The 20,509-nt window shown below is 69.1% G+C and carries 21 protein-coding genes and 2 pseudogenes; 12 read left to right on the top strand and 11 right to left on the bottom strand.

Annotated features, from left to right (window positions below):
- Positions 1 to 3: 3 nt before the first annotated feature.
- Complete coding sequence (locus ACFVXC_RS17270; RefSeq protein ID WP_389906156.1) at positions 4 to 768, bottom strand: YqjF family protein; 765 nt, start codon at positions 766 to 768, stop codon at positions 4 to 6.
- A gap of 165 nt (positions 769 to 933) precedes the next feature.
- Positions 934 to 1,338, bottom strand: coding sequence for a DUF5997 family protein (locus ACFVXC_RS17275; RefSeq protein WP_389906158.1), 405 nt, complete (start codon positions 1,336 to 1,338; stop codon positions 934 to 936).
- Between the two features lie 58 nt (positions 1,339 to 1,396).
- Between ACFVXC_RS17275 and ACFVXC_RS17280 the strand changes: the two genes are divergently transcribed.
- Positions 1,397 to 2,221 carry a LysR substrate-binding domain-containing protein gene (locus ACFVXC_RS17280; RefSeq protein ID WP_389906160.1) on the top strand — a complete coding sequence of 275 codons (825 nt, stop codon included), beginning with the start codon at positions 1,397 to 1,399 and terminating at the stop codon, positions 2,219 to 2,221.
- 54 nt (positions 2,222 to 2,275) lie between these two features.
- Here ACFVXC_RS17280 and ACFVXC_RS17285 read toward each other — a convergent pair whose 3' ends face one another.
- Positions 2,276 to 3,295 carry a YdcF family protein gene (locus tag ACFVXC_RS17285; RefSeq protein WP_389906161.1) on the bottom strand — a complete coding sequence of 340 codons (1,020 nt, stop codon included), beginning with the start codon at positions 3,293 to 3,295 and terminating at the stop codon, positions 2,276 to 2,278.
- 124 nt (positions 3,296 to 3,419) lie between these two features.
- Between ACFVXC_RS17285 and ACFVXC_RS17290 the strand changes: the two genes are divergently transcribed.
- The 7 genes from ACFVXC_RS17290 to ACFVXC_RS17320 all read left to right on the top strand — a co-directional run bounded on the left by ACFVXC_RS17290 (position 3,420) and on the right by ACFVXC_RS17320 (position 11,758).
- Positions 3,420 to 3,650: a hypothetical protein gene (locus ACFVXC_RS17290; protein WP_389906163.1), complete on the top strand. Its 231-nt coding sequence runs from the start codon at positions 3,420 to 3,422 to the stop codon at positions 3,648 to 3,650.
- 115 nt (positions 3,651 to 3,765) lie between these two features.
- Positions 3,766 to 4,074 (top strand): hypothetical protein, encoded by a 309-nt coding sequence (locus ACFVXC_RS17295; protein ID WP_389906164.1) that lies wholly within the window; start codon positions 3,766 to 3,768, stop codon positions 4,072 to 4,074.
- A gap of 232 nt (positions 4,075 to 4,306) precedes the next feature.
- Positions 4,307 to 4,660 carry a hypothetical protein gene (locus ACFVXC_RS17300; protein ID WP_389906166.1) on the top strand — a complete coding sequence of 118 codons (354 nt, stop codon included), beginning with the start codon at positions 4,307 to 4,309 and terminating at the stop codon, positions 4,658 to 4,660.
- 492 nt (positions 4,661 to 5,152) lie between these two features.
- On the top strand, positions 5,153 to 6,241 hold the full coding sequence (locus ACFVXC_RS17305; protein ID WP_389906167.1) for a DUF1996 domain-containing protein: 1,089 nt from the start codon (positions 5,153 to 5,155) through the stop codon (positions 6,239 to 6,241).
- A 128-nt stretch (positions 6,242 to 6,369) separates the two neighbouring features.
- On the top strand, positions 6,370 to 8,130 hold the full coding sequence (locus tag ACFVXC_RS17310) for a discoidin domain-containing protein (protein WP_389906168.1): 1,761 nt from the start codon (positions 6,370 to 6,372) through the stop codon (positions 8,128 to 8,130).
- 80 nt (positions 8,131 to 8,210) lie between these two features.
- Positions 8,211 to 10,655: a glycoside hydrolase family 3 C-terminal domain-containing protein gene (locus ACFVXC_RS17315; RefSeq protein ID WP_389906169.1), complete on the top strand. Its 2,445-nt coding sequence runs from the start codon at positions 8,211 to 8,213 to the stop codon at positions 10,653 to 10,655.
- 62 nt (positions 10,656 to 10,717) lie between these two features.
- A complete protein-coding gene (locus ACFVXC_RS17320; RefSeq protein WP_383271255.1) occupies positions 10,718 to 11,758 on the top strand; it encodes a LacI family DNA-binding transcriptional regulator in 1,041 nt (346 codons plus the stop codon).
- A 67-nt stretch (positions 11,759 to 11,825) separates the two neighbouring features.
- Here ACFVXC_RS17320 and ACFVXC_RS17325 read toward each other — a convergent pair.
- Positions 11,826 to 13,409 (bottom strand): annotated as a pseudogene (locus ACFVXC_RS17325) (oleate hydratase); the annotation flags it as partial.
- A 194-nt stretch (positions 13,410 to 13,603) separates the two neighbouring features.
- Here ACFVXC_RS17325 and ACFVXC_RS17330 point away from each other — a divergent pair.
- Positions 13,604 to 13,789: an antitoxin gene (locus ACFVXC_RS17330; protein ID WP_389906172.1), complete on the top strand. Its 186-nt coding sequence runs from the start codon at positions 13,604 to 13,606 to the stop codon at positions 13,787 to 13,789.
- Positions 13,790 to 14,000: 211 nt separating this feature from the next.
- Here ACFVXC_RS17330 and ACFVXC_RS17335 read toward each other — a convergent pair.
- A pseudogene (locus ACFVXC_RS17335) lies at positions 14,001 to 14,480 on the bottom strand (helix-turn-helix domain-containing protein); the annotation flags it as partial.
- A 48-nt stretch (positions 14,481 to 14,528) separates the two neighbouring features.
- Between ACFVXC_RS17335 and ACFVXC_RS17340 the strand changes: the two are divergent.
- Positions 14,529 to 14,903: a PadR family transcriptional regulator gene (locus ACFVXC_RS17340; RefSeq protein ID WP_389906174.1), complete on the top strand. Its 375-nt coding sequence runs from the start codon at positions 14,529 to 14,531 to the stop codon at positions 14,901 to 14,903.
- On the top strand, positions 14,900 to 15,505 hold the full coding sequence (locus tag ACFVXC_RS17345; protein ID WP_389906176.1) for an HAAS signaling domain-containing protein: 606 nt from the start codon (positions 14,900 to 14,902) through the stop codon (positions 15,503 to 15,505). Before ACFVXC_RS17340 ends, ACFVXC_RS17345 begins: the two co-directional genes overlap by 4 nt.
- 11 nt (positions 15,506 to 15,516) lie before the next feature.
- Here ACFVXC_RS17345 and ACFVXC_RS17350 read toward each other — a convergent pair whose 3' ends face one another.
- Positions 15,517 to 15,933: a cupin domain-containing protein gene (locus ACFVXC_RS17350; protein ID WP_389906178.1), complete on the bottom strand. Its 417-nt coding sequence runs from the start codon at positions 15,931 to 15,933 to the stop codon at positions 15,517 to 15,519.
- Between ACFVXC_RS17350 and ACFVXC_RS17355 the strand changes: the two genes are divergently transcribed.
- Positions 15,855 to 16,313 carry a hypothetical protein gene (locus tag ACFVXC_RS17355; RefSeq protein ID WP_389906470.1) on the top strand — a complete coding sequence of 153 codons (459 nt, stop codon included), beginning with the start codon at positions 15,855 to 15,857 and terminating at the stop codon, positions 16,311 to 16,313. The two genes, ACFVXC_RS17350 and ACFVXC_RS17355, sit on opposite strands and share 79 nt — an antisense overlap.
- Before the next feature lie 124 nt (positions 16,314 to 16,437).
- Here the strand turns inward: ACFVXC_RS17355 and ACFVXC_RS17360 are convergent, their stop codons facing one another.
- The 5 genes from ACFVXC_RS17360 to ACFVXC_RS17380 all read right to left on the bottom strand — a co-directional run bounded on the left by ACFVXC_RS17360 (position 16,438) and on the right by ACFVXC_RS17380 (position 20,503).
- Positions 16,438 to 17,451 (bottom strand): mechanosensitive ion channel family protein, encoded by a 1,014-nt coding sequence (locus tag ACFVXC_RS17360; RefSeq protein ID WP_389906180.1) that lies wholly within the window; start codon positions 17,449 to 17,451, stop codon positions 16,438 to 16,440.
- A 232-nt stretch (positions 17,452 to 17,683) separates the two neighbouring features.
- On the bottom strand, positions 17,684 to 18,319 hold the full coding sequence (locus tag ACFVXC_RS17365) for a bifunctional 4-hydroxy-2-oxoglutarate aldolase/2-dehydro-3-deoxy-phosphogluconate aldolase (protein ID WP_389906182.1): 636 nt from the start codon (positions 18,317 to 18,319) through the stop codon (positions 17,684 to 17,686).
- The gene (locus tag ACFVXC_RS17370) at positions 18,316 to 18,579 is read right to left on the bottom strand and encodes an HPr family phosphocarrier protein (RefSeq protein ID WP_389906183.1); all 264 of its coding nucleotides are present in this window, start codon (positions 18,577 to 18,579) and stop codon (positions 18,316 to 18,318) included. Before ACFVXC_RS17370 ends, ACFVXC_RS17365 begins: the two co-directional genes overlap by 4 nt.
- Positions 18,576 to 19,703 (bottom strand): DgaE family pyridoxal phosphate-dependent ammonia lyase, encoded by a 1,128-nt coding sequence (locus ACFVXC_RS17375; RefSeq protein ID WP_389906185.1) that lies wholly within the window; start codon positions 19,701 to 19,703, stop codon positions 18,576 to 18,578. The genes ACFVXC_RS17370 and ACFVXC_RS17375 overlap by 4 nt, the downstream gene beginning before the upstream one ends.
- A gap of 53 nt (positions 19,704 to 19,756) precedes the next feature.
- Positions 19,757 to 20,503: a DUF4310 family protein gene (locus tag ACFVXC_RS17380; RefSeq protein WP_389906187.1), complete on the bottom strand. Its 747-nt coding sequence runs from the start codon at positions 20,501 to 20,503 to the stop codon at positions 19,757 to 19,759.
- Positions 20,504 to 20,509: the final 6 nt, after the last annotated feature.

Raw genomic sequence — 20,509 nt, forward strand, 5'->3', positions numbered from 1 at the left:
CCGTCAGGGAGTCGGGATGCCGCCAGGCCGGGCCGGACGCCCGAAACGGACCGGAACACCCGGTGAATACAGCACGCTCACCGGGTCCCCGACCGGCCGCGGCAGCCCCGCGGCCGCGACCAGGTCCTCGTCGCACTCGATCAGGTCGGCCCGGTGCAGCGGCCAGCGCGGATGCACGTTCGGCAGGAACATCTGCCGCCCGAAGAACGTGTTGTGCATGCCCCACCGGGCCGTCAGGAAGTGCTCGAAGTCGGTCGGCTCCTCGACCCGCTCGCCCACCCTGACGGCGATCCGACTGTGCGTGCCGCGCGGTCCGGGCCAACGCCTGGCACTCGTGTACGTGACGGTGTCGCCGCTGTGCCGGATACTCATCCGCGACCACTGGTACGGCAGCCGGAAGGCGCCGCGCGCGACCGCCACCGGTATCAGGCGCGAGGCGTCCAGGGAGCGGAAGACGACTCCGCGGCGGCCATGGGCGTCCATCGAGTAGAGACGGACGTTGGTCTCGGGAAACGTACCCAGATAGGGGACGCCGGGCAGTCGGAACCAGCCGACCCGGTGCATGCGGAACGCGACGAGACCCACGTAGGTCGCCCCGTCGTGGAGGTCGGGAACCGTCCCGGCGGGCAGGAGCGGTGCCACGTCCGCGGGGTCGACGGCCCAGTGCACGAAGGCGAGGTCGAGCCACGACTGCGTGAGCAGTGGATTCTCGGCGGAGGTGGGGGGATCGGCGGATATCGGTTCCGGTACGGCGGGGACAATGGCCACGCAATCAGGATCGCAGGCACCTCGACCACGCCTGTCACGGGGGCGGATATCCGGGCGGACGACGGGCCCGCGCGCCGCTGACCAGGGCGATCAGAGTCAGCCGCGCACGACTGAGCCCCCGGCCGACCATGTCGGTGTCCGGGGGGCTCGGGTCTGCGAGGGAGGTCAGGAACCCGGCTTGCGGTCCTGCTCGGCCCGCTCCGCGTTCTTCTCCTTGATGCGTACCGTTTCCTTGCGGACCTCGGCCTGCGTGGCACGCTCCTTCTGCAGCCACTGAGGGTTGTCCGTCTTCAGTGCGTCGATCTGCTCCGTGGTGAGGGCCTCCGTGACCCCGCCACGCGCGAGACCGGCGATGGACACACCGAGCTTCGCCGCGACGACCGGCCGGGGATGCGGGCCGGTGCGCCGCAGCTCCTGCAGCCACTCGGGCGGCTCGGTCTGCAGGGCGTTCAGCTCGGTGCGCGAGACGACACCCTCCTGGAACTCGGCGGGGGTGGCCTCGAGGTACACACCCAGCTTCTTCGCCGCGGTCGCGGGCTTCATGGTCTGGGCGGTCTGGTGCGACGTCATGGTCACCAGGGTATCGAGCGTGTGAGCTACCGCCGACCACGACCGGTAACCTGGCGGAGTGACAGACTCGCAAACAACCCCTTCGTTCAGGCTCGCGTATGTCCCGGGGGTGACGCCCACCAAGTGGGTGCGGATCTGGAACGAGCGGCTGCCCGACGTGCCGCTGACCCTCGTCGCGGTGTCCCCGGGCGAGGCGTTCGAGCTCCTGCGCGGCGGTGGCGCCGACGCCGGTTTCGTACGGCTGCCGGTCGACCGTACGGACCTCAGCGCGATCCCCCTCTACACCGAGACGACGGTCGTGGTGATCCCCAAGGACCACGTCGTCGCGGCGGTCGACGAGGTGTCCGCGGAGGACCTGGCGGACGAGATCGTGCTGCACCCGCTCGACGACACCCTCCCGTGGGACGACCAGAACCTGCCGGGCCAGCCCGCGAACGAGCGCCCCGCCACGACGGCGGACGCCATCGAGCTGGTGGCGGCGGGCGTCGGCGTCCTCGCCGTCCCCCAGTCGCTCGCCCGCCTGCACCACCGCAAGGACCTCACCTACCGGCCGCTCTCAGAAGCCCCGGAATCACGGATCGCGCTGTCGTGGCCGCAGGACGCGACCACGGACCTGGTCGAGGACTTCATCGGGATCGTCCGGGGCCGCACCGTCAACAGCTCACGGGGCCGCGCCCAGACTCCCGCCGCCGCCCCGGACCAGTCGAAGCGCAAGAGCCCCGACAAGGGCGGCGCCCGGCGCAAACCCGCGGCGGGCAAGCCGACCGCGAAGACGGGCAAGACGGGCAAGCCGACCGGAAAGAACGGCAAGAGCGCACGGAGCGGTTCCGGCGGTGCGTCGAAGAGCGCCAAGCGGGGCAAGCCCGGCGGCCGCCGGTCCTAGTCCGGCTTCGCCGTCCCCCGCGGCGGCCACCGGCAGCCTCACCCGAAGCCGTTCTCACCCGAAGCCGTTCCGCTGCGCCCACCAGGCGAGCACTCCGCCGAGGACGAGCAGCAGGCAGATGGCCACGTTGGTCCGCCGGTAGGAGACGAGGATCGCGGTGAACTCGCGGATCGTCGCGGTGGGCCAGAAGTACGCGGCGGTGGGGGAGCCCACCACGTGGCCGGTGATCCCCGTCCGCCGGGCGGTGAGCGCGGCGCGGAAGGCGTGGTAGTTGTTCGTGACGATGACGCACCGGTAGTCCGGTGTCGTCTTCTCCATGATCGCTTTGCTGAACCTCAGATTCTCGTCGGTCGTCGTCGAGCGGTCCTCCCGCTCGATCCGGTCGGCGGGGAAACCGCGGGCGACCAGGTAGTCGGCCATGGCGTGGGACTCCGGCAGGTCCTCATCGGGTCCCTGGCCTCCCGAGGTGATGAGCACCGGGGGATCACCCCGCTCGGCGAGCCGCGCGTGCACCGCTTGCGCCCGCTTGAGGCGGCTGGCCAGGAGCGGCGGCACGGTGGAGCCACCGACGAGTCCCGAGCCCAGTACCACCACGTAGTCGGCCTTGCGGCGCACGCGCAGCCGCCCGTAGAGGAACGCGTAACAGACGAAGCTCAGGAACAGGAACGAGAGATAGCCGGCAAGGCCACCGGCCGCCGTTCCCACACCGACCCACACGGGCGTCCGCACGACTACGGCTGTGACCAGCAGCGCCACGACGCACAGGATGCACAACGCGGCCACGAGCGAGAGCAGGTTGGTGGGACTCCTGCCCTCTTTGCGCACCATCTGCAGGCCGTTGAGGATCAGGAGACTCGTCAGTACGAGGATGCCCAGTGACCCCAGCACCAGCAGCGACCACGCGACCGCGTGCCCCGATGCCGAGCCGGACCTGATCAATTGGAACGCCCAGGCCGCAAGTCCGCAGAGCACGGCGAGCCCCAGGATCACGGCATTGCTGAACTTCCTGCGTTCGAGCGCCACGCGCACGCAGAAGATGAGAAAGAGGAGTACCGCGGGGGCGTAGACCAACATCCGCACAGCGTAGGCGTCGTGCGCCCCCGCCACGCCCCCATCGGACCGGATCCGGAGGCGTCCGCTGTAGTGATGTGCGGAGCCAGGCCGTGCCTTTTCCGGGGGACGGGGAGTTGACCCCGGTATGAAGAAGCGAAGCGTACTGGCCGTTGTCACTTTTGCCGCCGGGGCTGTCATCGCCGCGATCAGCCCGCCCCCGGGAGCGGACACGGCGGATACGGCGGGGCCCGTTCACTCGACGGGGGCGGTGGACCAGCTCGGTGACGTCGAGCAGTGGACCGACAGCACCCCGTCGAAGCCTGCCGCCGAGCAAGGTGTGGTCGCTCCTGACATCTCCAGTACTCAGACGCTCTGAGGTGACGGGCGCGGGGCCGGGACGTACACGTTCCGGCCCCGCCTGCGACCCCAGACCCCGGACCCCACGCTCCGAAGGGACACCTGGAGCACTCGCCCATCCTTGGAGGACCCGCATGTCCCGCACCCGACAGGCGCACGAGAGCGCGGCGAGACTCGCGGTCGTGCTGACGCTGAGCCTGCTGGCTCTCCCGATGCTCGGCGGCACTGCCGCGGCCGGCGGCACCTGTTTCGCCACCCACGCCGATTCCCCGATCTACGCCGGGGACAACCCGTGGACCGAGATCGTCGGCTATCTCGATCCGGGCACGCCGGTGAACGGCACCCGCCAGGGTGCGGACGCCCTGTGGCGGGTCTCGCGCACCGACAACGGCCAGCAGCTCGGCTATATGCGGGCGGCCGACCTGCGCTGCGAAGCAGGCTGACGGCGGCTGACAGCGGATCACTACGGTTGACGGCGGGCCACGACGGCTGACGGCGGATCACGACGGTTCGCGGCCCGGGCCCGCCGCACCCCGGGCCCGCCACGAACCGCACCCGCCACGAACCGCACCCGCGCCCGCGACTGAACGAAGTGGCCCGCACGCTCGCCGTGCCGGTATCGTCCACTTCCTGGCCGGCCGATTCGGCGGCTTTCGACGCTGAGGTAGATTTCTCATGACGGGCCGGCCCGCGACGACGACCCTGTGGCGACCGACTGGACCCAAGGAGCTGGATCTGGTCCGGGAGTTGAACTGGCGAGCCTGGCCACCCCGGCTGCCCGAGCAGCCGATCTTCTACCCGGTCCTCAACGAGGACTACGCGATCAGGATCGCCAGGGACTGGAACGTGGAGCACGACGGCGCCGGTCACGTCACACGCTTCGAGGTCGACTCCGAGTTCCTGCGCCGTTACCCCGTCCAGCAGGCGGGTGGCCGGACGATCCTCGAACTGTGGGTACCGGCCGAGGAGCTCGACGATTTCAACGCCCATATCGTCGGCGAGATTCAGCTGGTCCACACGTTCCGGTGAGAGGCACAGACCTCCGGATGAGCCTGTGAACCACAGGAGAGCGCTCTCCTGAGCTGCATCCTGCATGCCCCTGACCGAGACGTCAACGCCCCGTAGCCGCCTGTCCAAGCCGCCGCCGTATCGCGCCGAGAGGCGTTCGGGGCGGCGGGCGTCGCGATTCCCGGCTCTCAACACCCCCTGACCACATCGAAGTTGCGTTCAGTGACTGACGGATCCGGGGGAGTGGCCAGTCTCGTACATCATCTGCGCGCCGCCGATCCGCAGTCATCGACACCCGGTCGTTCACCGTCTCTTGACACGCTCGTGTCACGGTGGGAACACTCCGGGAGAGCGCTCTCCCAACTCTGACTCCGGCGGGCGCTCTGCAACAGGTGGCTGAGGATGGCCGGTCGGCCCCCTCGGCTGTTCCTGTCCCCACCCGGCATCCGGGAGCGCACGGCCACGGCTCCCGGGCCGGTCCCCACATCCCTCTCCATGTGGCAGGAGGTCTCCATGGCACGGAGATCGAGAACGATCTCAGGAGCGCTGATCGCGGGCGCCCTGATACTGAGCTCACTAGGCATCGGCGGCATCGCGATGAGCGCCGACAACGCCTCACAGCCCCGGACGCAGAAAGCCATGGCATCTCACGCGGGACACACCATGGCCGCATCCACCCGAGCGTCGGCGGACGACACCGACGGGGACGGGTACATCCCCGCGAAGTCGCCCGTCACCGGAGTCAAGCCCGCCGCGGACCAGCCGCCGCACCGGTACTTCCACGAGTTCCAGGCGCACTGTTCGGTCACGCACACCGCCCCCGACGACCCCATCGTCTACCCCGGGCAGCCAGGGAAGTCGCACGACCACACGTTCATGGGCAACACCACGACGAACGCCAACAGCACCACGGCGTCGCTGGACGCAGGCTCCACCAAGTGCCTGGCCCCCGGCGACAGGTCGGCGTACTGGATGCCCACGCTGTACAACGGCGACAAGGAGATACGTCCCGTAGGGGACCAGACGATCTACTACAAGGCCGGGGTCACCGACTACACGAGCGTGCGGCCGTTCCCCAAGGGGCTCAGGTTCGTCGTCGGCAGCCCGATGCAGAGCGCGCAGGAGTTCCGCAACCACCCGGGCTTCGTCGAAGGGTGGGAGTGCGGGACCAGCTACTTCAACGTCGAGTTCCCCAAGGACTGCCCCACGACCCCCGACACCCAGCTCAACATCCGCTTCCAGGCACCCAGTTGCTGGGACGGCAAAACGCTGGACTCGCCCAACCACCAGAGCCACATGTCCTACCCCGTGGTCAAGAACGGGACCAACGACAACATATGCCCGACGAGTCACCCCGTCGCTCTGCCGATGATCGAGTTCAAGATGGCGTTCCCCGTCAACGGGGATCTGTCGAAGGCCCGATTGGCGAGCGGCGCCGGCCACTCCTTCCACTACGACTTCTTCAACGCGTGGGACGACGCGACGCAGAAGGCGCTGGTGGACCACTGCATCGTCGGCGGCCTGCAGTGCGACCCGCGCGGCTATGACCAGACGCACCCCGAGGCGGGCGCCGCGCTCGACGAGAACTACGAACTGCCCTGACCGCGAACGGTGATGGGCGGTGCTCGATCTGTGAAGGGCGGGCTCCCTCCGCCCTTCACAGCCCCCCGCCCCCACTGCGCACCTTCCCCCTGCCCCACTCCCCGTCCCCCCTCATCCAGGAGGCCCCCATGCTCAGACCTGGTACCGCTCTCTCCCTCCGCAGCGTCGTGGTTCCCGCGGCTGCGGGCCTGCTGGTGGCCGGTGCACTGGTGCTCCCCGCTCAGCAGGCGCACGCGGCCGGCAGCGTCGTGAAAGTGACCGGTTCGCAAGGCAACTGGCAGCTCACCGTCGACGGCTCGCCCTACCAGGTCAAGGGCTTGACCTGGGGGCCTTCGGTGGCCGACGCCGGCAAGTACATGCCTGATCTGCGGTCGATGGGCGTCAACACCATCCGGACCTGGGGCACCGACGCCTCCAGTAAACCGCTGTTCGACTCCGCGGCCGCCCACGGCATCAAGGTCGTCGCGGGCTTCTGGCTCCAGCCCGGCGGCGGCCCGGGCAGCGGCGGCTGTGTCAACTACCTGACGGACACCGCGTACAAGAACCAGATGCTGGCGGAGTTCCCCAAGTGGGCGGACACCTACAAGGACAACCCCGGCGTCCTGATGTGGAACGTCGGCAACGAATCGGTGCTCGGCCTGCAGAACTGCTACGCCGGTGACGAGCTGGAGAAGCAGCGCAACGCGTACACCACCTTCGTCAACGACATAGCCAAGAAGATCCACGCGGTGGACCCCAACCACCCCGTGACCTCCACCGACGCCTGGACCGGGGCCTGGCCCTACTACAAGAAGAACGCCCCGGACCTCGACCTCTACGCCGTCAACTCCTACAACGCCGCGTGCGACATCAGGTCCGACTGGGAGAAGGGCGGGTACACCAAGCCCTACATCGTCACCGAGTCCGGTCCCGCGGGCGAGTGGGAGGTCCCCGACGACGCCAACGGAGTTCCCGAGGAGCCAACCGACCGGGCCAAGGCCGCCGGGTACACGAAGGCCTGGGACTGCGTGACCGGCCACCGGGGTGTCGCGCTCGGCGCCACCCTGTTCCACTACGGGACGGAGTACGACTTCGGCGGCGTCTGGTTCAACCTGCTTCCCGCGGGCCAGAAGAGACTCTCGTACTACGCCGTGAAGAAGGCCTACAAGGGCAGCACCGCCGGTGACAACACCCCACCGGTCATCACCGGCCTGACCGTCGACGGCGACGCGGGCAAGGTCCCGGCCGGTGCCCCGCTCACGGTCACCACCAAGGTCAGCGACCCCGACGGCGACGCGCTCTCCTACGAGGTGCTCGCCAGCAGCATCTACATCGACAAGAACAAGAACAAGGAGCTCACTCCGCTGGCCGCCACCAACCAGGGATCGGGCCGTCTGAAGGTCACGGCCCCGGACAAGCCCGGCGTCTGGAAGATCTACGTCAAGGTCAGTGACGGCAAGGGCAACGTCGGCATCGAGACACGGTCCGTGCGCGTGGTCGTGCCGCCGGTCGACGGCACGAACGTCGCCCTGGGCAAGCCCGCCACCGCCTCCTCCTTCCAGCCCGGCAGCGGCGACTGCCCGTGCACCGCCGCCAACGCCGTCGACGGCAACAACGGCACACGCTGGGCCAGCGACTGGAGCGACCCGCAGTGGCTCCGGGTCGACCTGGGCTCCACCACCTCCTTCAAGCACGTCCAGCTCAACTGGGAGACCTCGTACGCGAAGGCGTACACGATCCAGACCTCGGACGACGGACAGAACTGGAAGACGGTGCGCGAGGTGAGCGGCGGCAACGGCGGTGTCGACGACTTCGACGTGAACGGCTCCGGCCGCTACGTACGCGTCAACGGCACCCAGCGAGGCACCGGGTACGGCTACTCGCTCTACGAATTCGGCGTCTACAAGTGACGCACGACTGATGCACACCTGAATTCGCGGCTGATCCAACTTCGGCGCCGCTTCCTCGTCGGAGGCAGGAGGAGCAAGGAATGACGCGGGACGAACTGCTGCGGCTGGTGGGCGCGCTGGACCTGGCGCAGAAGGTGGGTCTGCTGACCGGGGCCACGGTGTGGCGTACCCGGGCCGAACCAGCCGTAGGGCTACGGGAGATGGTCTTCTCGGACGGTCCCGCCGGTGTGCGGGGGGAGGAGTGGGACGAACGCAGGACCTCGCTGCTCCTGCCCTCCGCCTCCGCCCTTGGTTCACTCTGGGACGAGCGACTGGCCGGTGAGCTCGGCGAGCTGCTCGCCTTCGAAGCCCTGCGCAAGGGGGTGCACGCGGTCCTGGCACCCACCCTGAACCTCCACCGCACCCCATTGGGAGGGCGCCACTTCGAGTGCCTGGCCGAAGATCCGGAACTGGCCGCGCGCACCGGAACCGCCCTGATCCGTGGCATCCAGGCGCACGGCGTCGCCGCGACCGCCAAGCACTACGTGGCGAACGACTCGGAGACCGAACGGCTCACCATGGACGTACGCGTGGACGAGCGGACGCTGCGCGAGGTGTATCTGGCCCCGTTCGAAGCCGCCGTCAGAGCGGGCGTGTGGCTCGTCATGAGCGCGTACAACCGCGTCAACGGCACGACCATGACCGCAAACGAACTGCTGGCCGAGCCTCTGAAAGGAGAGTGGGGATTCGACGGGGCCGTTGTCTCCGACTGGGGCGCCGTACGGCTGACGGCCCAGAGCGCGGCGGCGGCCCAGGACCTGGCGATGCCCGGCCCTGACGGCCCGTGGGGCGCTGCTCTGGTGGCGGCGGTCCGCGGCGGCAGCGTTCCGGAGGAGGCCATCGACGACAAAGTGCTGCGGCTGCTCACCCTGGCCGACCGGGTCGGCGCGCTCGGGAGCGGACGGAGTATCCCGCCGCGCGCGTGGCCGGGCGGCACGGCACGCCGACTGCTGCGCCGGGCCGTGGCGGCGAGCACCGTCCTGCTGCGCAACGACGACTTACTGCCCCTGGACCTCTCCGCGCTGAGCAGGGTGGCGGTCATCGGACGGCATGCGTCAGTCCCACGTCTCCAGGGAGGAGGCAGCGCCGGAGTCTTCCCGCCGGAGACCATCTCGCCCCTGGACGGGATCCGGGCCCATCTGCAAGGGCGGGCCGAGGTGCTGCACGCTCCGGGCCCGGACCTGGGCGGGCAGCCGCTGCCACTGGATCCCGCACGGTGCCAGAACCCTCTCACCGGGGAGCCCGGCGTGCTGTTGCGCGTACTGACAGCGACTGGTCATGAGCTCTACTCCGAACACCGCTTCTCCGGAAGGCAGTTGGAGCCTCCTGTCGCACTGGAGGCCCACACCGTCGAGATCAGCGCACTGGTGCGCCCGGCGACGGACGGAAAGTGGACGTTCGGGGTGGGCGGCTACGGCCGGATGAGCCTCGTGGTGGACGGACAGCCGCTGGTGGAAGGGGAGTTCGCGCGTGACACCGACGACCCCGCGGTCATCCATCTCGATCCGCCGCGCCGCCACGCGTCGGTATGGCTGGCGGGCGGTCACGCAGCGCACGTCGTGGCACGCCGTGAGCTGGCACCCGACACCGGCCGCGCCGTCGTCGTGACGGCCGCGGCGCCCGAACCGGACCCCGAGCAGGCGCTGGCCGAAGCCGTCGAGGCCGCACGCCACGCGGACGTGGCGGTGGTCGTGGTGGGCACCACGGAGGGCGGCGAGGCCGAGGGGCACGATCGCACCTCGCTCACCCTTCCGGGCCGCCAGGACGAGCTGGTCTCGGCGGTCGCCGCCGCCAACCCGCGCACCGTGGTCGTGGTCAACTCGGGAGGCCCCGTGGAGCTGCCCTGGAGAGAAGAGGGCGGGGCGGTGCTCCTCTCATGGTTCGCCGGGCAGGAGGCGGGGGCCGGGCTGGCCGACGTCCTCTTCGGAAAGGCCGAACCGGGCGGCCGACTGCCCACCACGTGGGGAGCCGCCCTTGCGGACGCGCCGGTCACGCAGACGCGTCCGCGGGACGGCGAACTCGTATACGAGGAGGGCCTGCACATCGGCTACCGGGCCTGGCTGCGGGCGGGCCTCGAACCGGCGTACTGGTTCGGTCACGGCCTGGGTTACACCACGTGGAGCTACGAACGCCTACGGGCCGCGAGTGTGAGTGCCCACGACGGGGGAGGAGCCTTGGCCGTGGAGGTCCGCTTGCGCAACACGGGCACGCGCCCGGGACATGAGGTGGTGCAGGTCTACCTCGCACGGCCCGACTCCGCCGTGGACCGCCCGGTCCGCTGGCTCGCGGGCTTCACGGCGGTCCGGGCGGAGCCGGGGGAGACGGTGACGGCGTCGGTGGAGGTACCGGCGAGGATGCTGCGCCACTGGGATACGGGCGAGGGCGCATGGCGGACCGAAGCGGGCGGCTGGCGCGTTCTTGCCGGGCGCAGTGCGGGAGATCTCCCCCTCACGGCGACGGTACGCAGGTCAGACAGCCGTCCATAGCAGGTGCGCAGGCACGGGAGAGCGCTCTATGACGTCTGGAGGTGGGGCGTTAGGGTTCCCGAATGGACAGACAGATGCCGACGCTGGAGGACGTGGCGCGCGAAGCGGGGGTCTCGCGCGCCACTGTCTCCCGTGTGGTCAACGGCGTGCGCAATGTCGCCCCCGCCATCCAGGACGTGGTCCGAGCGGCCATCGAGCGGACGGGCTACGCGCCCAACCGGGCGGCACGCTCCCTGGTGACCCAGCGTGCGGGCACCATCGCCCTGGTCGTCTCGGGCGCCGGGGACAACTCCGACACGGCACAGAACGCGTTCGCCGCGCGGGTGTTCGCGGACCCCTTCTTCGGCCGCGCCGTCAGCGGGGTGGTGGGATTCCTGCGTCCGCGTGCCATGCATCCGGTGCTGATGTTCGCGGAGACGGAGGAGTCGCGCCAACAGGTCCTGACCTACCTGCGCCAGGGCAACGCGGACGGCGCCCTGGTCGTCTCGACACACGCTCAGGACCCCCTCCCGGCGCTGCTCGCCGAAGCGGAGGTGCCAGCGGTGTTCTTCGCGCGTCCCTCCCTCCTTGCCCGCGTCACGTTCGTCGACTTCGCACACCGGGACGGGGCGAGGCTGGCCGCGGACCATCTGCTGGCCCGCGGCTGCCGACGGGTGGCGACCATCTCGGGCCCGTTGGACATCCCCGCGGGCCGAGAACGCCTCGCCGGTTTCCAGGACGGCATGGAGCGCGGCGGACAGCCCTACATTCCCGTCGCCGAGGGCGGCTTCACTCTGGAGAGCGGAGCGAAGGCGATGCGCCGGCTGCTGGCCGAGCATCCGGACATCGACGGGGTGTTCGCGGCCAACGACCTGATGGCCCAAGGGGTGTGCCAGGCCCTGCGGGAGCAGGGCAAGCAGGCGCCCGGGGACGTGGCGGTGGTCGGATTCGACGACTCGAGCGTGGCGGTCACCTGCGTGCCACCGTTGACGACGGTGCGGCAGCCGGTCGAGGAGATGGGTGCCGAGATGGCGCGGCTGTTGCAGGAGCAGATGGAGGGCGTACGGACAGAGCCCACCTCGGTGATCTTCGAACCGGAACTCGTGGTGCGCGAGTCGGCCTAGCGCACGTCGGCGTCTCTGATCCCAGGCGACAGTGGTCCGAGGAGACAGTGGTCCGTGACAGCAGTGGTCAGCGCCGGTGCATGGTCTGCAGCGCCTCGACAAGCACCTTCGGGTCGTGCCCTCCCTTGTAGACGGGCGGGGGCTGCTTCGCGAGCCCGAGCAGCCGCGCGACGGCGGTCCATGCGGTGCGCACCGAGTACTCGACCGTGAACACCACGTCGTCGGGGACCTCGGCGTACTGCCCGATGAAGGCGAGGTTGGTGGACCCCTCCGGCACGACCTGGGGCCGGTCGCCCGCGCTGCGGACCAGGAACTGACTGGTGATGTACGGCATCAGGGCCGGGAACACGATCGAGTGGTCGAGGATCTGTGGACCCTCCTCGAAGCGCAGGTGGTGCAGGACCTCGTCGAGGATCTCCCGGCCGGTGCACTGGCGCATCGGCTTGCGGACGAAGTCACCCTCCTGGTCCGGGAACAGGGCGTAGCCCCACCAGACGTAGGTGTCCTCGGGCTGGTCATGGAAGTGCGGCTGGTGGTTGAGGACGATGGTAAGGAGCCACTTGGAGTCCTTGAAGGTGATCAGACCGCCCTTGCCTGCCTCGCTGCCGCTGAACTTCTCCATCAGCTCGAAGAAGGTGGGGTCCTTGGTCGTCACCGTGAAGGATTCCCACGTCGAGTCGGGGATGGACGAGTTGAAGACGGCGGGTCTGCCCAGCCCCTGCCGTTTGGCCGCGAGGGTCTCCCACAGCTGCCAGGCGCCATCGGCTCCCGAGGTGTCGAGGGTGGGCACCGTGCTGGTCGACCCGAGGGTCGAGCCGGCCGTCATCGACCCGTTGGTGACCATGACGAGGTCGCCGGGGGAGAGCGTGATCTCCTCGCTCTCGCCGCCACGCGTGCAGCTGAGCGCCTCGACCGTGAGGGCGTCACCGTCGGCCAGGGTCAAATCGGTGACCCTGGTGCCGAGTTGCACGGTCACCCCCTGATCGGTGAGCCACTTCAGCAGTGGGCGCACGATGGAGTCGAACTGGTTGAAGCGGGTCCGGTAGATGCCCGACATGGAGTCGAACGTCTTGAAGAGGTGGACGAACCGGTTGAGGTAGCGGCGGAACTCGATCGCGCTGTGCCACGGCTCGAAGGCGAAGGTGGTGCACCACATCCACCAGAAGTCCGTGCGGAAGAACTCCGGGCTGAAGCAGTCCGTGATGCGCTTGCCGTCGAGCAGTTTCTCGGGGGTGCCCACGCACGTGACCAGTTCGATACGGTCACGCTCCGTGAAGCCCATCGAGTGCGAGTCGACCACCCTGCCCTTGGCGTCGACGAGCCGGGCATGGTCGTCCCAGGCGAAGTCCTCATGGAAGGCGAAGGTGTCCTCGGTGACCGACTTCGACGGGTCGTCGAGGGAGGGAATCGAACCGAGCAGGTCGTAGGTGCAGTCGAAGTGGATCTCGAACATCCGGCCGCCGCGCATCGTGTAACCGGTCTCGGGCGACCCGGAGGCGTCCAGACTGCCGCCCTCACGGTCCTGCTCCTCCAGCACGACGATGTCGGAACCCACGAACCCGCCCTCGCGGATCAGGAACGCCGCCGCCGACAGGGAAGCGATCCCGCTGCCCACCAGATACGCCTTCGCCATGAACGCCTTCTTCCGAGTTCTCGACCTGGGTTTGTGTACGCCGTATGACCTGCGCCCTCAGCTTCGGCCGACGCCTGGTCCGGTGCAGCAGGGGGCGCCCGAACGGGTTACTCCAGGGACGGGCCTGCCGGGCGGGGCCGGGCCAGCGGATGCGTATCGCGCCTCGTGATGTGAGCCTGGTGGTGGGGGCGACACAGAGAGGCGGTTGGCCCATGTCAGTCATGGACAAGCTCAAGCAGATGCTCAAGGGCCACGAGGACAAGGCCGGGCAGGGAATCGACAAGGCGGGCGACTTCGTCGACGGCAAGACGCAGAACAAGTACTCCGGCCAGGTCGACACCGCCCAGGACAAGCTGAAGGACCAGTTCGGCGGGGACCAGGACAAGCCCCAGCGATAGCGCCGGTTCGCGTCCGGTCCGCGTTGTCAGTCCCGGCCGCTAGCCTGGACTCTTCTATCCGCGCTGTGGCTGCAGCGCTGCCGCCCCGCCCCCGTGATGCAGGGGCGGGGCGCTCGGTTTTCCTGTCGCGTCGCGGCAGGTTCAGTTCAGGCGCCGTCACGGGCACCGGATCAGCTTCGTGCTTCTCCACGCATCGGTTTCGGTTTCGGTTTCACGGCGGCTGTACCCGAGAGAGTTCCTGCCACGCGCCCGGACGCGCACCTGTGGCGTTCTGGAAGAACACCGAGGAATTGGACGCGTCAGGGAAGCCAGGCGTGGCGGCGCAACTGGCCGCGGTGAGCCGGTCATGGGCGAGGAGCCTCTTGGCTTCCAGGATGATGCGGTCGACGATGTACGCCTTCGCCGTGCGGCCGGTGACCTGCCGCACGGCTCTTGAAGCCGCACGGCTCTTGAAAGGGTGCGGGGCGCGTATCCCAGAGCCTGGGCGTAGTAGGCGGCGCCGTGCTGTTCCCGGAACTGCGCTTCGACGCTGGACCGGAACAGCCTGAACGTCGGACCGGAACAGCCGGAACAGCCGGAACAGCCGGAACAGCCGGGACGTCGGATTCGGCGAGCCCGCTGCGCCGCGCGGTGGCCGCAGCCGGGCGATGAGCGCGGAGAGCCGAATCGCGGGCAGTTCCGTCGCCGTGTCCTAGGGCGGCCTTCCCATCCACTTGCCCCACCAGGTATCTTGCATCGCATGGAACCAGGTGATTCGACCAAGCAGGCTCGGGCAGCCGCCCAGCTGCGCAAGGGCGTCCTGGAGTACTGCGTACTCGCGCTGATGCGAGACCGCCCCCGCTACGGCGTTGAACTCCTGCACGCCCTTGAGGACTCCGGTGCCCTGGCCACCAGCCAGGGCACGGTCTACCCGCTGCTCTCCCGGCTTCGCCGTGACGACCTGGTCACCACCACCTGGCAGGAGTCCGCCTCCGGGCCACCCCGTCGCTACTACGCGCTCACCGACAGCGGCCGGGCCGCACTCGACGAGTTCACCCGCGTCTGGCCCGGCTTCCGCAACGCCGTCGACACCTTCCTTGCCACCCCACCCCCCACCACCGGAGACCTCGCATGAAGACCTCAGCCGACCCCATACGCGACTACCTCTCCGCCGTCGAGCGCGAGGCCTCCGCACTCACCGCCGACCGCCGTCAGGAACTCCTTGCCGACCTCGCCGAACACATCGAGGTGACGCGCGCCGAACGCCCCGACGCCGCGATCGGCGAGGTCCTGACAGAGCTGGGAGACCCCCGCACGATCGCGGCGACGGCGCTGGCCGAGGCGGGACACGGGGTCATCGGGATCTCGCCCCCGGGCGGTGCCGGTGCGCCCGCGCCCGCCCGCCGCGGCAAGGTGCACCCCCTGGTTCCGCTCCTGATGCTCACCCTCCCGTTCCTCGTCGCGGTGTTCCTCCCCGACGTCCCCGCCGCACAGTTCTGCAGCACCTTGTTCCGTGTCATCGGCGCGGTGCTGCTCTGCACCTCGGTGCACTGGACCGCTGTCCAGAAGACCTCCGGCGTTCTGCTCGCCGCCGTCCTGCCGACCGCGGCCATCAGTATCTGGATCTCGTCCAGCGCCGACCTGGCGGGCGACACCCCGGCCCTCCTGGCCAACCTGGCGATGCTCGCCCTGCTGGCCGGCACGGCGGCATGGCTCTGGCGGGTCCGCCGCCCCTGAGTGCGGCGGGCCTACACCGCCTCCGGCCCGAAGTCCTCTTCGAAGTAGCTGTCGTGCCGCACGCGGAACTCCTTGAGTTCCTCGCTGCCGCGCCGCGACATCTCCGCGGCCCTTTCGAAGTACTCCTCGCGTGGGGCGCCGGGGGAGAAGAGCATGAGCATCGACATGGGCTCGGCCGTCACGTTCTTGAAGGCGTGCAGGCCGCCGACCGGTACGTACAGGAAATCACCGACGCGGCCGGTCACCCACTTCTCGCCGGTGAAGAGCTCCAACTCCCCCGAGAGGACGTAAAAGGACTCCGGCATGGCCTTGTGGAAATGGGTCTTGGCGCCGGCGGACCGCGCTGCCAATTCCACCTTGTACAGGCCGAACTCGCCGCCGGTCGACTCGTGCGTGGCGAGGTGGGATCGGCCATGCCACCGCGACATCGATGTTCCGGGAGGTCGGCGTCACCTGGTCGTCCTCCGGCGGCTGTTCGAACCGCGACAACCCGACGTGTACGTCCTTCGAGCAGCTCAACCTGGCCACCGCGCAAGGGGCCCAGACCTTCAAGCGGGCCAGTGGGTGCGCCCTCGACGTCACGGGTGGCACGGAGACCGGCCATGCGAGTGGTACGTACTCTCACTGGAACGGATACAAGCTCGACTTCGGTAAGAACACCTGTGTCACGAGCTACGTCAAGAACACCTTCACGTACATCGGGCCGCGGGGTGACGGTGCTCCGCAGTACAAGTCCGGCTCCGGCAACATCTACGCCGACGAGGGCAATCACTGGGACGTCCTCTACTGCAACTGCGGAGGCTGCTGACCCTGTCGCGCCAGATCGGTCAGCACCTCGCGTGCGGGGCGACGGCGTGGCGACGTCGCCGAGGACACAGGTATGGAGGGCGGTCGGCGTGCTGTCCGTCGAAATGCCTGCGTCCGGGTAGCGGTCAGTTCGATGCTGCGGCCTTGCCGCCTGTGGTGACGGCGAGGTCGTTGTCCGTACGCATCCACACGGTGCGCTGCGGGAAGGGGATCTCGATGCCCGCCGCATCCAGTGCTTCCTTGACGCGACGACGCAGCTCGCGAGTGACGGCCCACTGCTTGAGGGGAACGGTCTTGACGGCCACACGGATCACGACGCCGTCCGCATCCAGGGACTGCACTCCCCAGACCGACGGGTCCTCCAGCAGAACCCCGTCGAACTGCGGGTCCTGACGCATTTCGTGGCCGGTCTCCTCCAAGACGCTGTAGACAGTGTCGAGATGGGAGTCGTACGCCACCGATACGTCCAGAACGGCGCGGGCCCACTCCTGGCTGTCGTTGCGGACGCGGAGGATCTCACCATTACGGATGTGCCACAGGCCGCCGTTGAGATCGCGGATCTGGGTGAGGCGCAGACCGACCTGCTCCACTTCGCCGATGGCTTCCCCAAGGTCCACGGAATCCCCGACGCCGTACTGGTCTTCGAGCATGATGAGCATGCCGGAGAGGTAATCCGCGACGAGGTTCTGCGCACCGAAGCCGATGGCCAACCCCACCACACCGGCGCTTGCCAGCAGCGGGCCAAGGGCGATGCCGATCTGGTCGAGGACCATGGCCATGGCCATGACGCCGATCACTACGGTGACAATGCTGCTGAGCACCGAGCCGATGGTGCGAGCGCGCTGCTCGCGACGTTCGTTGGCTCGGCTGCGGTCGCGCTGCAGCACGGCCGGGCCGCGGCTGGTGCGGCGAGGTTCGCTCTGCTCCTCCGGCGGCTGGAGGATGCGCTGCACGACTCGAGTGATGGCCTTCTTGGCCAGACCCCGGACGATCATCGTTCCCACGACGATGAGCACGATGCGCAGCGGGACGCCTATCAGGGTGTCGACGTTGTCCCGCAGCCAGCTCGGAGCTGATATCGCCTGGTCGGCGACGTCGCTGCTGAGGACATACGACGCCGACGCGCCGGTGGGTGACACGGGATTCCGCTCCAGTCAGTCGAAGTGAGCACCTGTCGCAGCGGGGACCGTAGTCACGGATTCCGAATCAGGTCAAAAGGCGTGTAGAGGGTGTGAAAGGAGTGTGCCACCGGAGTGGGTGAGGCGTGCTGACCCCTCATGGATCGGCCCCACCGATCCACCGACCCCGCACCCTCCCTCTCCCTCCTTCCCTCTCCCTCCTTCCCTCTCCCTCCGTCTCCCTCCCTCTCCCTCAGTCGAGCTGTGCCCGCAGCCGTCGTACGTTCGCCTCCACGTCCCCCTTGGTCAGATCGCTGCCGATGCTCACCGTGAAAGCCCCCGCCGTAAGCCATTCGCCCGCGTTGTCGAGCGTGACGCCGCCGGTCGCCATGATGTGGGCGCCCGGCAGGACGGACAGCAGTGACTTCAGATAGGCGATGCCGCCGATATGCGCGGGAAAGAGCTTGGCGACGCCTCGCTGGGCGGCGACGCGCAGCTCACTGGGAGTGAGGCCGCCCTCCACCAGGAGCCGGTTGGCCGCGTCCGCGACCGGGCGGACCTCAGGCACCTGGAACGGGCTGACGAGGAAGTGGGCCCCTGCTTCCAGGGCCCGCTGCGCGATGTCGGGCGAGGTGACGGTGCCGAGTCCGACGGTCGCCTGCGGCGTTTCCCGGGACCAAGTCTCCACCAGCTTCTCCCAGCCCGGTGTGGTGGCGGTGAACTCGAAGGTGGTGATGCCGTTCGCGAGGAGTGTGTGCGCCAGTTCGTCTGCTGTGTCGGCGTCAGCGGCGCGCACGGTCGGGGTGATGCGGGCCAGGCGCAGACGGTCGATGGTGCGGGTGACGGCCTGGCTCAGGGAGGTCGCCCGGGGCGACGGGGTGGCGCTCATGCGGGGTCCGCGATGCGTGCGAGGGTGTCGAGGGTGGATTCGGCGTCGGCGCCGCGTGCGCGCAGCACGATGGCGTCGCCGCAGCGGATGTTGAGGGTCATGAGCGAGAGCACGCTGCGGGCGGGCACTTCGTGGCCGTCCTCGCGGGCGACGGTGACCTCGGCGGTGCTGCGGGCCGCGGCCTGGGCGAAGGCTGCGGCAGGTCGGGCATGCAGCCCGGCTTCTTCGGTGACGATCAGGCGGCGTTCGGCGACGGTCACAGGTCTTCTCCTTCGAGTCCCTTGTGCCCGCTGTATCCCTCGACCAGCGTGGCCAGGTGGTGCACCAGTTGCTCTTCCTCGTCGGAGTTCAGTGGGCGCGGGTCGATGTACAGGCGGCCCGTAGAAGCGTGGTGGTCGCGCAAGTACACTCCGGCCGTGGCCAGTTCGGCGGCCAGGTGTGCGGCGTCGCGGCCGGCGGCCGCCGGGTCGACGGTGAGTTCGGTGCGGTGGATGTCCCGGCCTGCCTCGTCGCTGACGACCCGTGTCGTGATGCCGGGCAGCGGGGCCAGGCGCGCGGCCAGCTTCTCCATACGGTCGCGGTGTCCGCCGGGGGAGTCCGTACCGTAGTCGCGCAGGGCGCGGACGAGGCCGAAGAGGGTCTCTTTCCCGACCTTCATCGGGCGGGCGATGCCCGCGTACTGCGCGCGGCAGGCCTCCATGTGGCGAGCGCTGCCGCAGATCATTCCGGAGGTGGGCCCGCCGACGGCCTTGCCGCCGCTGTAGACGACGAGGTCGGCTCCCGTGGCCGGCCAGTGGCGCAGGTCCTCCTCGGCGGCCGCGTCGACGATCACCGGGATGCCGTGCTCCCGGCCGACGTCGACGGTCTGGGCGAGGGAGACCATGCCCTTCTGTACGGCGTGGTGCGACTGGACGTACAACAGGGCCGCCGTACGGGGGCCGACGGCGCCGGAGAGGTGCTCTGCGGTGACCCTGTTCGCCGAGCCGACCTCGACGGGACGGCCGCCGCCGAGCGCGATCAACTGCCTTATGGGGGCGCCGAAGTGGACGGAGTGACCGCGCGGCAGGATCACCTCGCACGGCGCGTCGCCCGGGTCGGGCAGGGCCTCGACGCGGGACAGGTCCGTGCCCGCGACGAGGGCCGCCACGGCGATGGCGACGCCGGACGCGGCGCCGGTGGTGGGGCAGCCGTCCTCGGTGCCCGTTGCCCGGGCGATCTCCTGTCCGGTGGCGGCGAGCAGGTCGGCCATGACGACGTGGTGACGGGCGCCCTCGCTCATCGCCGTGATGACGGCTTCGCTGAGCACGCTGCCGCCGAGCGCGGTCATCTTGCCGCTGGCATTGATTGCGGGGGGAACATCAAGATCCTGGTGGAGAGTGTGCACACTGATTCCCTGAACTGTGTTGGCGGGAAGGGCGGTTCGAAAGGAGCGGGCGGTCACTTGCCGGGGATGGGGAAGAAGAAACCGGCGGCCATCGCGCCGATGATGGCGCCACCTGTGAGGGGCTTGCGCCATTTGTAGAAGAGCGCGGCGCCGATGGTCGAGCCGAGACCGACGGGCAGGGACGCGGTGGCGGCGGAGATGATGACGAGCGGGCCCAGGTAGCGGCCCGCGGAGTTGCCCGCGCCCATCATCACGTCGGCGCCGAACGTGGAGGTGCCTCCCGTGGAGTTCACGGTGGCGCGGCGGATGGCGAGGATGGCGACGCCGATCAGAGCGCCGAGCACGGCGCCGACGGGGATCGCGAGCCAGAAGTGCTCCAGGGGCGCGGTGAACCCGGCGGACAGCATCATCGCGGGGATCCCGATACCGACGCCGGTCTGGAGCGATCCTCCGATGTCGAGGATGCCGACCATGGGGCCCTCGATGATCCTGGCGAACAGGAAGCCCGCGCCGAAGGCCGCCGCGGCGCCGTAACTTCCGCCCTCCATGCCGGCCTTGAGCATGGATACGACGGCGACTTCGTTGAAGACACCCGTGTGGTAGACGTAATAGAGGTGTGTGCCGGTGAAGATCCCGGCGGCCAGGCAGGCGACGAAGACGGGGAAGGCCCACTCGGAGAGCCAGAAGCTGCCCTCTCCCGGCACCTTGGTGAGGAAGCCGGGCTTTTCCGGCTTCGTGTCGGTCGTGTCGGAACCATTCGCGGGTATGTCGCCCGCGGCGGCCGTCGATGTGTCGGTCATGTCGCT

Source organism: Streptomyces sp. NPDC058257, from assembly GCF_042881845.1.
In the GTDB taxonomy this organism is placed as follows: domain Bacteria; phylum Actinomycetota; class Actinomycetes; order Streptomycetales; family Streptomycetaceae; genus Streptomyces.